The sequence below is a fragment of the Virgibacillus salexigens genome (genome assembly GCF_000723585.1).
GTDB classification, from domain to species: Bacteria; Bacillota; Bacilli; order Bacillales; family Amphibacillaceae; genus Virgibacillus; species Virgibacillus salexigens.
The window spans coordinates 629,490-641,181 of sequence record NZ_CCDP010000001.1 but is presented as its reverse complement, the minus strand read 5'-3'; the positions used below and the strand labels follow the sequence as shown (position 1 = coordinate 641,181).

Genomic DNA, 11,692 nt, shown 5'->3' with positions numbered 1-11,692 from the left:
AGTAGATTAGCTGACACCAATCTGCTTGGGTAATGAAAGGGAAAAATTCGTATTCAAACTAAAAAATGCGAACAAAGCTAGGAAGCAGCCTTGTTCGCATTTTTTAGTTTCGATCGTTGTAAGAGGTTTCTGATGTTCGTAATTAACGTTACGATAGCATAGCCATTTAATATACACATAACTGGTATAATAAAAAAGCCATATCTTGGAATAGTTAGGAATAGATTGGATAATCCAATATACAGGATAAGAATAGAAGCAATTGCGATTGCTTCTTTTTTTCGAGAAATAAACGAAATAATCACCGTAATAAATGCTAGATTTACAATTAGATGATGGATCATCTTGACGAAGTTCACATAACCATATGCCGTGTAGAAATAGATGGCATCTGGAAGTTTAAATAATTCGTATGTTTTTCCTACCGTAAACCAAGCTAACCAGAGTCCAAAATTTGTTTCAAACCCTTCTTTTATTTTCATGAGTGCATATTCCTTACTATCCATGCCCAGTTCCTCTTGTTCTTTCCAATAATCCGAAAAGCTGTACATATCAAAAGGGTTACTCCCTGCAAACCAACTGTTGCCTGAATGTGTAGATAATAGAATAAACTCTTGAAACACAATAAAATTTCGAATTACCCATGGAGCAATAACCACGGCAGCACCCACTGCCCAAAGAGCACTAATGACGATTGACGTTTTTATTTGATGACGATATTTTAGAAACAAAATAACAAATGCAATTAGTACCAAAGGCGCAATTACTGGTCGGAGCATAACTCCATAACAAAATACAACTGCAAATAAGATATGAAAGATTTTCTTGTTTTTTTCTAACGCTATTAAAAATAAATAGATCGCTAAACAAAAGAAAAAGATACCCGGTATTTCAGTTAACGCTGTCCGAAAATAATGGTAAGGTGTAAAGTAGACGGCATAAAAAGCACTTGCAGCAACCCCCATCCATTGATTCTTAAACGTCTTCAAAGCAATGTTATAGATGAGTAAAATAGTAGCTAAACTTAATACCATATTAAACACAGTTACGATGATCATTTGTTCGACACCTAAGGTATTCGCGATAAGAAAGAGTACCACTAATATCATGGGATAACCAGGTGTTACAAATGCATTGCTTTCCCCATTTGTGTTGTAACCATAGATGCCATCTTCAATGATTTGATTTGCCATTTCCGTATATAGATAAGCGTCCCGACTCCCATACTTCCATGTATGCTCTTTTAGCGCCGCTATCCTTTCACTTATCACGCCATCGTCTAATTGTTGTTGAATCTCTTCATCAGTTGGTTGAACAAAATTACTCCCTGGATGCTCGATGAAAAAATAGATATAGATGAAAAAGGAAAGGAACAAAATGAGTCCAAGGATATATAATGGGGCCTTCTCATATAACTGTTGAAAAAAAGTAGATCGATTCATAGATTACCTCGCTATTAAATATACTCCAAAAACAATAATTGCTGCACCAGCCCATTGAATTGGGGTAACCGTTTCTTTAAAAATAACGTATCCAATAACAACACCTAATACATAAGCAAGACTTTGGAAGGGATAGGCAATGCTAAACGGCATTCTAGACAATATGTATAACCAAAGGCCTGTTGCTAATACATAGATTAGGCCACCACCAATAATATATGGCGATTTTATCACTTCAACTATCGTTCCTAACCCCATGGTGCCAATTTGCTGCATGCCCACTTTCCATAACATTTGACCACTAACTAAAAGCAAAATATTCACAACGAGCAAAAGATAATTCATATATTTTCTTTCCTTTTTTCCTCAAATTCTGAGCTTGAATTACGCTGCTGTTCTTTTAGTAATGCAAACTCTTGAGTTAAATGAATAACTTTCTGATTTAATTTCGAGATGCGCCTCGTTAAATCAAAAATCATAATAATCGTACTCAGTAAACCAAATAAGAATAATAAACTCGGTGCATAAACGATTCCTAACCAATCAGCGATTAGTTCCAACAATCCTCTTGAAAGACTCAGTATCCCCAAGATGACACTTAAAAAAAGCCAAATTAATGCATCTTTTGTTTCGAGAATCCCTCTCCGAACAGATTCAATAACGATGACAAAGAACAAACAAACAATAAAAAAACTAAATAAATTGATATTCATTGTTGCCTTACTCCTTAACAATAGACTGCATTAGGATGGAAAGTGTAACTTTTCCAAAGTAATATATGCTCTTCATAGGCGTTATCGATGATTCGCCACCAAGACGGGCATGCATATTGGCAGTGACTTCTTTAATTCTCATGTTTTTGCGATTCAAATGCATAAGTACTTCCGGCTCAGGATAATCTTTGGGATAATGATGAGCAAATAAAGTAATTACTTTACGATTAATGGCACGGTATCCAGAAGTAGGATCAGTAAAACGCTTTTTAGTTAGAAGCTTTAAAACAATATAAAAATAATAAATGCCAATTCTCCTTGTTTTACTCCCCTTATAATCCGTTTTCTTCAAGAACCTAGAGCCGATAACCATATCTTCTTCCTCCTTTATAATCGGCTCGATTAATTCTAATAAATCATGCACATTATGCTGGCCATCTGCATCAAATTGAACTGCAATTTCATAGCCATGGTTATATGCATATTTATAACCTGTTTGCACTGCTCCGCCTATTCCTAGATTTTGGGGTAAATGTAATGACACAATGTCAAATGTATCAATTATTTCTTTTGTTCGGTCCGTGGATCCGTCATTCACCACGCATATCTCTAATCTATCGATCTGATTGCTTAACTCCATTAAACTTGTTAATGTGGTAGCAATACTAGCTTCTTCATTATAGGCAGGTACAATAATAATCGTCTTAGGAATAGTTTTGATATTCATGGATATTACTTCCCTTCTGCTTTGGAATTTTAAATAATTTTTGCAGATTCATTTTTCCAAATAGCACCCAATAAAAAGGAATAAATCGATACGTTACACGTACAGCCAACCAGCTGAGTAAACCTACAAGAATAAATGTGATCACTTGCCATCCGTGATAGATGATTGGCGATCCAGAGTTAACTAACTGTCTGAATACCATTAGGAACAAGGGGTGGATGAGATAAATTCCAAAGGATGTTGCCCCTATTTCCATAAACACCATTTTGGTTCTTAATTGAAATGTTTGGTTTGCAAGATGAGCTAAATAGAACAAGAATACACCCGCAAATAAAGCATGCGTTGCCCATGTAAACTCCCCAATATAACTAGATACAAAACCAGGTAAGTAATTACCAATCGTTGTGAAAACACCAATCCTTGATAAATACATATAACCGGTATATAAAAATACCATTACGCCATAACCAAGGGTCAGTGGAATGATGATTCTCTCTTTAAAAAGTGGTTGCTTCCACTTAGCCTTTAAATCGTTATAATAGATTCCCAGAAATGCTCCCATAAAATAAAAAGATAAATAGGATAATGAAATCGACCCCTTCCAAGGAATATGGAAATAGTTGTTATTTAGAATAACCCATCCCCATTGCAATAGGAGGCCAATCCAAATGGCGTGTTTTCTTAAAAACGTTAATTTCTTAAAGGCAATCAAAAACAAAGGAAATAGTAGGTAGAATTGCACACTAATAAAGACGAAATATAAATGAGTATGTGCTTTCCCTAATGCCAATAAGGTTATAAAGCGGTTAATGGCAAAGGAAATACTGGGATAATCATAATAGACAACCATTTTTATAACAAAATAGAGTAAAGAAAATACAAAATAGGGAATTAAAATAAACTTTAGCCGCTTGCCATAAAATCGTTTCATTAATCCCCAGTTTGTTTCTCTAGGATAGTAATTATAAAATAATACAAAACTGCTTAGCATAATAAATGTTGGCGTACCTAGTTTTCCAGCTATATTCAAGAAATTATAAATCGGAAAAAGTACTGAATCTGGTTCAACATTTGTCACACCGCTCGATGAACCGTGAACCGCCAGTACTGCCAAAATCGCAAAAGCTCGTGCTAGCTGTATTTCATCCAGTGTATTCTTTCGCAATTGATTCACTCTCATCACCATTACCTATATCATATTTCCGAAGTAACTTGTACTGCCAACCATTGCTTAGCTTACTTCGATTTTTCTTTACTTGTTTCTATCCAATTCAATATTGGTCGATATCTTTCACTCACAAGACCAGTTACTTCCACAATTAATTCAACCATTATCAAGACGGTCATCAAAATAATCGTCGTTCCCCACATTGCTGAACGAGTTAATATGACAGCTGCTAAGCTAAACAACCCACTTAAAGCATAAATCATGATTACCGTCTGACTATGACTGTAGCCCATACGGATAATACAATGATGCAAATGGAATTTATCAGGAGCAGCTAATGGTTTCTTATGTACAATTCTGCGGATGATCGCAAATAATGTATCTAAAATCGGGATAGCCAAAATAATAATTGGAACCATTAGAGAAAAAAGCGCCACATTTTTGAATAAGCCCATTACTGCAATCACGCTTATCATATAACCAAGAAACAGAGATCCAGTATCTCCCATAAATATCTTGGCAGGATGGAAATTATAAACCAAAAATCCAATCGTACTTCCTAATAGCATGAAAGAGAGCAACGCAATTGGATAATTCCCCATTGAAATAGCCAGTACAGAAATGGTTAATAACGCAATCGAAGATACTCCTGCCGCTAGCCCGTCCAATCCATCAATAAGGTTGATCGCGTTTGTAATGGCTACAATCCAAATAATTGTTAATGGTATCGCGGCAATACCAAATTCAATTCGGTCACCAAATGGCACCGTTATAAATTCAATTGTGTACCCGCCAAACACAGGCACCATTGCTGCGATTAGTTGCCCACCAAACTTCACCTTAGCAGATAGTTGCATTACATCATCCAAAATGCCGACAAACATAATAATCGTTGCCCCAATTAAAATTGGCCAATAGTTGTACGTCTGTGGAAGAAAAATGAGAAATCCTAGTAAAAAGCTGCTATAAATAGCAAGACCACCTAACCGTGGCATCATTTTTTGATGTACTTTTCGATGATTTGGTTTATCAACTGCACCAATTACAATTGCCAGTTTTTTTACAAATGGAGTTAAAATAATTGCTGCAATTAAACATATAATAATACCACTATAGCTCACAGGGAGAATCCTCCTATTATTTTTAATGACTTCACAAAAATAAAAATGCTCATAAGAGCATAACTATTTTATCCTACTTCTGTGCTAGACATGTATGAAATTAAACGATAACTTTCTGTAATTTTGAAGAAGTATCTGGATAATGATAAGCTTTATATTTTTCTAATTCATCTGTTGTTACCAAAACAGAAGGATACTTCTTAAATCGTTGCATTTGTTCTACGCTATTCACTGTCCATGCAACAACTTGAATACCTAACCCTTCGCAACGATTCACATATTTTTCTTTTAAGCCATCATGTTTCACAGCAATATAGCTTGCGTCCAATTTTTCAATAAGTCGAAAATGAGAGCGTCTCAATTTATTAACTAACGGTCCTATTTTGACTTCACTTGAAAGTTCACGAAGTTTTGCTAGTGATTTATGATCAAATGAAATTACATAAACTTGCTCAATCATATCAACCTTTTGAATCATTTCGAAAACTTTCTCTTCCACAGAATCATATAATTTTGTGTTTTTCATTTCTATTGAAACAATAACTTGATTTTTAGCTAATCGAAGAACTTCTTCTAAAGTAGGAATTTTTTCGTTTTTCTCAATAGAGAATTCCTGAAGTTCTGATAGAGTATAGTCACGAATTTCGCCAACCCCATCGGTCATTCGATCAATTTTATAATCATGCATAACAACTGGGATACCATCTTTACTAAGATGTACATCCAATTCGATATGAGTAAATCCTAATTCAATAGCAGCTTGAAAAGAAGACATTGTATTTTCTGGATATTTAGCTGGATAACCTCGATGTCCAATACCTCTAATAGTCATCACCATTCTCCTTTCTGCTTTCGAAAATAGTAGTGTTTATTTTCGATTAATTCCATTATAAATCTAATGTATTAAGCGCATATTAGCTAAGAGTAAATAGTTTGTAAATTTGATGAATATAATATAAAAAATTTCTAAAACAAGGTGTTAAACAAATAAAATGGTTAAAAACGGAGGTAACAGGAGATGAAAAAAGTAATTACCTATGGAACATTCGATATCCTTCATACTGGTCATATCAATTTATTAAGACGTGCCAAGAAATATGGTGACTACTTAATTGTTGCTATCTCTACAGATACATTTAATGCAAAAAAAGGAAAACAGGCATACTATACTTTTGAACAAAGAAAATTGATACTAGAAGCAATCCAATATGTAGATGAAGTAATCCCAGAACAGACATGGGATCAAAAAAGAAAAGATATTGAAAAATACCATATTGATGTTTTCGTTATGGGAGATGATTGGAAAGGAAAGTTTGATGATTTACAAGAACTTTGTGAAGTTATTTATTTGCCCAGAACGATTGGGATATCCACAACAAAAATTAAGAAGGATTTAACAAAACCTACACATGAATAGAGAGTTACTGATTACTTTTTATCTGATCATCTTTCGAATTGTTTTTAATCTTTTTCAATTCTTTCCTATTCGAAAAAAAACAACCATGATTGCTTCCTTAGGTCATAACATCCGCTTTACAGCGGAAGCATTAGAAAAACACACAGACGAATCGATCATTATTTTAAAAACAAAACGATGTCAACTCGAATTCAGGTCAACGGACCGGCGTACCATTATTCCGTTCAATGCTAATCACCCATTTGATTGGCTGCGCTCTATTTACCATTTAGCAACCTCGCACGTTATCTTTGCTGATAATTATTATGGGATATTGGCTGTTACCAACTTCCGGCATCGTGTACGTGTTGTTCAACTGTGGCATGCCGCTGGGGCAATTAAAAAGTTCGGACTTCAAGATCCATCCAACAAATACCGCTCTAAAAAAGCGATTGCACGATTCCAAAAAGTGTATCAGCGTTTTACAGACGTTGTGATTGGATCTGAAAAAATGGCATCCATATTCAAAAGAAGCTTCCATATTTCGGATAATCGGTTACGACGTACTGGAATTCCAAGAACAGATTTCTTTTATCAAACAGATCATATACGTCAAGTCAAAAATGAGCTTCAGCATTCCATCGGTTACGATCAAACAAAAAAGATTATCCTATATGCTCCGACTTTTCGAAACATGCCGAAAGCAGATGTTCAATTAAATATAAAGCAGCTATATGACCATTTAAAACATGAATATCTTCTTTTCTTAAGCATTCATCCGTCGGAACAGATTACAGCTACCAATCGCTATCCAGATTTTGTGTTTGATGTTTCTCATTTTTCGATGAATCATATATTAACCATCACCGAAATACTAATTACAGATTACTCTTCCATTCCATTTGAATTTGCTTTTTTTCAACGTCCAATGATCTTTTTCGCTTATGATTTAGAGGATTATAAACAAGAAAGAGGAATGTGGCAGGAATATGAGAATCTTGTTCCAGGTCCAATTGTAAAGACAACCGAAGCGATTATACATTTAATAAGGGCAAATCGATTTAACCTGAATCACATGCCAGATTTCCATAAAGAATGGAATACCTATTCTGATGGTCACGCTTCAAACCGATTGATTAAAACAATTTATCACCTTTAGCATACCGGTCAAAAAAATCTGGAGTAATGTCCACCAGGTTTTTTTCAAGCTGTCGAGAAAATGTTCGACAGCTATTTCCGTGCTTGGAAAGCAGACACCTATGCATAAAAAGATAAAATTCATGCAGTTCACCCATCATTGTTGATCTGCATGACTTCTTTAGATGCCCAGTCTATCTTAAGGAACTCCAAGGATAGAAGGTCCTTTCACCTCTACGGAAGAACGATTGAGCCGAGATCACCGAGCGTGAGCTTCAGAAGAAGCTCGGGCGCTCGTTCGTGGAATGGGAGGAACCTTCGTTACTAACAGCAAAAAAGCTTGCGGAAAACCAACGGTTTCTCCGCAAGCTAATGAATTTGGAGTATGGTACTAAAAATTTGTTTCGTTCATTACGAATCTCGATGCTTTGCTTCAATCTGTTTGGAACCTAATATTAAATAATTTAATTCTTCTTTTGGGATCTTATTAAACTCCGTTCGTTTCACAAGGTAGAAAATTCCACCTAACACAATCCAAGCTAATAAAGCGATCCTTGATTCAATTCCTAAAAAGGCTGGTGATCCCGGAATAAGCAGCAATGCTAGGAACACAATACTTGCAATCATCCCTAATGCTGAGAGTGTTTTCTTAAACGGTGAAATCACATGTTTTTTTGGATTAAATTTCTCATCCTTCTTTGTCTTGAATAGTGTAAAGGCTGTGTAACACGTATAAAAATAAGCGATGGTTACACCAATGGAAGACATGTCCACAACCCATAATAAAGCTTCTCTCCCGAACCATGGAGCAAGAGCGGAAACCACAACCGTAAAGATAATCCCCACATACGGCGTTTTGTGTTTAGGGTGAAGTCTAGCAAAAGCTTCTGGTAAGATCTTCGCACGAGCCATTGCAAACAATAAGCGACTGGAAGAAATAATAAAACCATTTAATCCTGTAAATACTCCCATCGTAAGAGCTGTAACTAATAGCACAAGTCCCATCGTACCAAGCAGTTCTTGAATGGCTGCACCTGTACCCCAAACATGGTTTTCATTTACAAGCCCCTGCCAAGGTTCGATCATCGCTGTGGCAAGTATCATAAGACTATATAAAATAGCTGCAAATAAAATAGCAAGAATAATTAATGAAAAAGCTTTTTTTGAAGAAAAATGAAATTCTTCAGCAGCTTGTGGTACATTATCAAAACCTACATAAGCCCAAGGGGCAATCGCTACAATTGATATAATTGCTGCAAAAGCCGTTGTATCCGTAGGGTATAATGGTTGAATATTTGCCAAACCAGAACCTGGATGCCCACCAACCATAAAGGTAATGGCTACAATACTAAGTATCATAATACTACAAAATATAAATTGCATACGACCGGATAAGCCAGTCCCTTTGATATTAAAATATCCAAATGCCCCTAGCAATACAGCAGCAATAATAATTTCCATGCCATAAACATCCCAGCCGGCTATTTGGTAAAGATGTAAATTCTCGATTAAGGCAGGGAATACGAACTTAATCATTAAAGCAAATGCAGACGCGTTCAAAGCTACAATACAAATATAACCTAATGTTAAAAACCAACCGCTTATAAACGCATGCGTACGTCCTAAACTAATAAAAGCATATGCGAATTCCCCCCCTGATACGGGGAAACTTTTTATAAGGAAACCATAGCTGACAGCGATAAGCATCATTAATAAAGCACCAATACCGAAGCCAAGAATTACTCCCATTGGTCCAGCTGTAGACATCCACGTAGTAGGTTGAACAAATGCTCCCCAACCAATTGATGAACCTAAAGCAATAGCCCATACCCAATGGGCTTTCAAAGATTTTTGCAGTGTCGTTCTCTCTTCCATGATTGATCTCCTTTTTTTGGTCAAATGGACCTAGTTGTTCCGTTCACACCTGTAAAATTTTATCACAGTAGTTGAACAGTAAACAAACTCCATTTCTCCTCACATATCAACTAGAAAAGGAACGTCCGGGCAGATGGTGGCATTTTTAATTGAACAGAATACATTATGACCGTATTTCTTGAGTATTCGGAACCTTCCTATCTTTACACGCTGGAACATTCATTGAAATTCTATTTTTCAATACTAATTTTCCCTTTTGCAATCCACTATACATAAGATATGCAAGGATAAATACCAGCGGTGTAAACAACAGATTCCACTCTAATGTTTCAAGCATATCTTGATAGCCATAACTTTTCATGAGCATGCGTACGCTTTCCATTACAAACACATGCGATACATAGATCCCGACTGCGTTTGATCCGATCTTTGATATAAGGGAACCTTTTCCTATCTGATCATATCTAAGAATGAATAAGAAGAGTGTTACTAGAAATGGAATTGTAGATAAATAATAATTCCCTTCTTCCCCGTCCATTAAACGTAAAGTAATAAACCCTTCACCAACTTGCGTAATAGCAAATAACAGGAGAAGACCTACATATATAAATACCGGTATTCTATCCGATAATTTCTTCCACTTCTCAACATATTGAGCAAAGATGCCACCTAGCGAAATGTAGAATAAAGCAAAGAACAAGGTATCTCGTGTATTTATCGGTACCTCAAAAAAGGAAGTATAGGATTGTCCAAACAGCCCAACAAGATTTAATCCTAAACTAATTAAAAATAGGATACGAAGTAACCTACATTTGGTAAACAAAAACAAAAGACTAACCGACCAGATAAGCGCTAATAGAAACCATAAATGATACTGTGTAAAACCAGCCCCATAATAGAACAGATCTAATGTAAAAACATCCTTTGTATAATTCCAAAACATCTCCTGTAAGGCTGGTATTGTTTTAGGCGTATCGATAAATTTAATACCCAAACTAAAGAGGTAATAAAAGAAAAACCAGGCTAGCCAAAGCTTAACTAACTTCCAAGTATATTTCTTGAAGTATGCCCACTGATAAACAAACGGTTTATCATGCTGTTGTTGGATGCTTTTCAATTTACTAATAAACAAATAGCCCGATACAACAAAGAAAAAAGGTACTGCAAACCGAGCTAATGTATCAATAACAAAATCGATATCATCACCTGCTATATTACCAAGCTTCGTATCACTTAACGTACCGGTATGGATACAGACAACAGCAAATATTGCATAGAATTTAAAATAATCAATACTATAATTGCGTCCCATGGTGTTTACCTTCCTTTCATATTGTTACCTATTATGTTTAATAAGTTAGTGTAAACGTAACACCATCTATTCATACTCTTTCGGACGTCGGCAGCAAGGTGTGCGGTATTTAATATATTTGTAAATGCTTATTAACTTTCGTTGCTAAAATTTAATATATTGCATAAAAAAAACCACAACTTTTGTGGTTTTCAACTTACAGAACTTAAATAAAAGATTAGAAGTTCTGTTTAACTATTTAAGCTATCTCCCCTCAAATATGCTTCTGATTTTCCTTTTGGGATACTTAAGGTTTGCCATGTATCACCCTTTAGCTGCTTGCTTATATAGAGAATCTGCCCAACATGAGAAGCATAATGGGCGAGTTGTCGCTCAATTGCATCAATGATGACAAGTGCTTCCCCGCGGATGCTGATATGCTTTTCTAAATCATGCTCATGTAGATGATTAAGAGCAGTAAACAAAACTTCCCACCCTTTCTCCCATAACTCGAACATTTCTTGGTTTGTAGCAATGGTATCGACAAACTCCTGATCGCGATTACGATCTGACTTCTCTCCATCAGTAGTTAGAAAGTCCTTCCATCTTGAATGCATATTTCCGCTCATATGTTTTACTATTACAGCAACACTGTTTGATACTTCGTTGGGTTTCCAGTGAATCTCATTATCATTCAGTTGAGCCATTGCTTTTTCACCTTGATCTTTTACTTGTTTGAACCGTTTTTGAATAACCTGAAGATAGATTATACCAATTGCCATATAAATCTCCTCCTCTATTATGTAGTTTCTACATACACAC

Annotated in this window: 12 protein-coding genes; 2 read left to right on the top strand and 10 right to left on the bottom strand. The window is 35.6% G+C overall.

From position 1 onward, the window contains the following. Positions 1–77 precede the first annotated feature (77 nt). The 7 genes from BN990_RS03050 to BN990_RS21460 all read right to left on the bottom strand — a co-directional run bounded on the left by BN990_RS03050 (position 78) and on the right by BN990_RS21460 (position 6,003). The gene (locus BN990_RS03050) at positions 78–1,442 is read right to left on the bottom strand and encodes an ArnT family glycosyltransferase (protein WP_021289763.1); all 1,365 of its coding nucleotides are present in this window, start codon (positions 1,440–1,442) and stop codon (positions 78–80) included. Between the two features lie 3 nt (positions 1,443–1,445). Further along, positions 1,446–1,787, bottom strand: coding sequence for an EamA family transporter (locus BN990_RS03045; RefSeq protein WP_021289764.1), 342 nt, complete (start codon positions 1,785–1,787; stop codon positions 1,446–1,448). After that, a complete protein-coding gene (locus tag BN990_RS03040; RefSeq protein WP_038242259.1) occupies positions 1,784–2,155 on the bottom strand; it encodes a DUF2304 domain-containing protein in 372 nt (123 codons plus the stop codon). The genes BN990_RS03045 and BN990_RS03040 overlap by 4 nt, the downstream gene beginning before the upstream one ends. 7 nt (positions 2,156–2,162) lie before the next feature. Continuing rightward, the gene (locus BN990_RS03035) at positions 2,163–2,882 is read right to left on the bottom strand and encodes a glycosyltransferase family 2 protein (RefSeq protein ID WP_021289766.1); all 720 of its coding nucleotides are present in this window, start codon (positions 2,880–2,882) and stop codon (positions 2,163–2,165) included. Then, positions 2,860–4,056 (bottom strand): acyltransferase, encoded by a 1,197-nt coding sequence (locus tag BN990_RS03030; RefSeq protein WP_051739001.1) that lies wholly within the window; start codon positions 4,054–4,056, stop codon positions 2,860–2,862. The genes BN990_RS03035 and BN990_RS03030 overlap by 23 nt, the downstream gene beginning before the upstream one ends. A gap of 62 nt (positions 4,057–4,118) precedes the next feature. Continuing rightward, the gene (locus tag BN990_RS03025) at positions 4,119–5,171 is read right to left on the bottom strand and encodes a glycosyltransferase family 4 protein (RefSeq protein WP_021289768.1); all 1,053 of its coding nucleotides are present in this window, start codon (positions 5,169–5,171) and stop codon (positions 4,119–4,121) included. A 100-nt stretch (positions 5,172–5,271) separates the two neighbouring features. After that, positions 5,272–6,003 carry a glycerophosphodiester phosphodiesterase gene (locus BN990_RS21460; RefSeq protein ID WP_021289769.1) on the bottom strand — a complete coding sequence of 244 codons (732 nt, stop codon included), beginning with the start codon at positions 6,001–6,003 and terminating at the stop codon, positions 5,272–5,274. 186 nt (positions 6,004–6,189) lie between these two features. Here BN990_RS21460 and tagD point away from each other — a divergent pair, with 186 nt between their 5' ends. After that, a complete protein-coding gene (gene tagD, locus BN990_RS03015; RefSeq protein WP_021289770.1) occupies positions 6,190–6,588 on the top strand; it encodes a glycerol-3-phosphate cytidylyltransferase in 399 nt (132 codons plus the stop codon). Next, positions 6,581–7,726 carry a CDP-glycerol glycerophosphotransferase family protein gene (locus BN990_RS03010; protein ID WP_038242243.1) on the top strand — a complete coding sequence of 382 codons (1,146 nt, stop codon included), beginning with the start codon at positions 6,581–6,583 and terminating at the stop codon, positions 7,724–7,726. Before tagD ends, BN990_RS03010 begins: the two co-directional genes overlap by 8 nt. 389 nt (positions 7,727–8,115) lie before the next feature. Here BN990_RS03010 and BN990_RS03005 read toward each other — a convergent pair whose 3' ends face one another. The 3 genes from BN990_RS03005 to BN990_RS02995 all read right to left on the bottom strand — a co-directional run bounded on the left by BN990_RS03005 (position 8,116) and on the right by BN990_RS02995 (position 11,652). Then, the gene (locus BN990_RS03005; RefSeq protein ID WP_021289772.1) at positions 8,116–9,579 is read right to left on the bottom strand and encodes an APC family permease; all 1,464 of its coding nucleotides are present in this window, start codon (positions 9,577–9,579) and stop codon (positions 8,116–8,118) included. Positions 9,580–9,742: 163 nt separating this feature from the next. Beyond that, on the bottom strand, positions 9,743–10,891 hold the full coding sequence (locus tag BN990_RS03000) for an acyltransferase (protein ID WP_021289773.1): 1,149 nt from the start codon (positions 10,889–10,891) through the stop codon (positions 9,743–9,745). 230 nt (positions 10,892–11,121) lie between these two features. Beyond that, complete coding sequence (locus BN990_RS02995; protein WP_021289774.1) at positions 11,122–11,652, bottom strand: DUF1572 family protein; 531 nt, start codon at positions 11,650–11,652, stop codon at positions 11,122–11,124. Positions 11,653–11,692: the final 40 nt, after the last annotated feature.

Excerpts from the sequence above, each read along its gene's own strand:
- BN990_RS03000 (WP_021289773.1), bottom strand. The coding sequence starts at position 10,891 with ATGGGACGCAATTATAGTATTGATTATTTTAAATTCTATGCAATATTT.
- BN990_RS03045 (WP_021289764.1), bottom strand. The coding sequence starts at position 1,787 with ATGAATTATCTTTTGCTCGTTGTGAATATTTTGCTTTTAGTTAGTGGT.
- BN990_RS03035 (WP_021289766.1), bottom strand. The coding sequence starts at position 2,882 with ATGAATATCAAAACTATTCCTAAGACGATTATTATTGTACCTGCCTAT.
- BN990_RS03010 (WP_038242243.1), top strand. The coding sequence starts at position 6,581 with ATGAATAGAGAGTTACTGATTACTTTTTATCTGATCATCTTTCGAATT.
- BN990_RS03050 (WP_021289763.1), bottom strand. The coding sequence starts at position 1,442 with ATGAATCGATCTACTTTTTTTCAACAGTTATATGAGAAGGCCCCATTA.
- tagD (WP_021289770.1), top strand. The coding sequence starts at position 6,190 with ATGAAAAAAGTAATTACCTATGGAACATTCGATATCCTTCATACTGGT.
- BN990_RS03040 (WP_038242259.1), bottom strand. The coding sequence starts at position 2,155 with ATGAATATCAATTTATTTAGTTTTTTTATTGTTTGTTTGTTCTTTGTC.
- BN990_RS21460 (WP_021289769.1), bottom strand. The coding sequence starts at position 6,003 with ATGACTATTAGAGGTATTGGACATCGAGGTTATCCAGCTAAATATCCA.
- BN990_RS03005 (WP_021289772.1), bottom strand. The coding sequence starts at position 9,579 with ATGGAAGAGAGAACGACACTGCAAAAATCTTTGAAAGCCCATTGGGTA.
- BN990_RS02995 (WP_021289774.1), bottom strand. The coding sequence starts at position 11,652 with ATGGCAATTGGTATAATCTATCTTCAGGTTATTCAAAAACGGTTCAAA.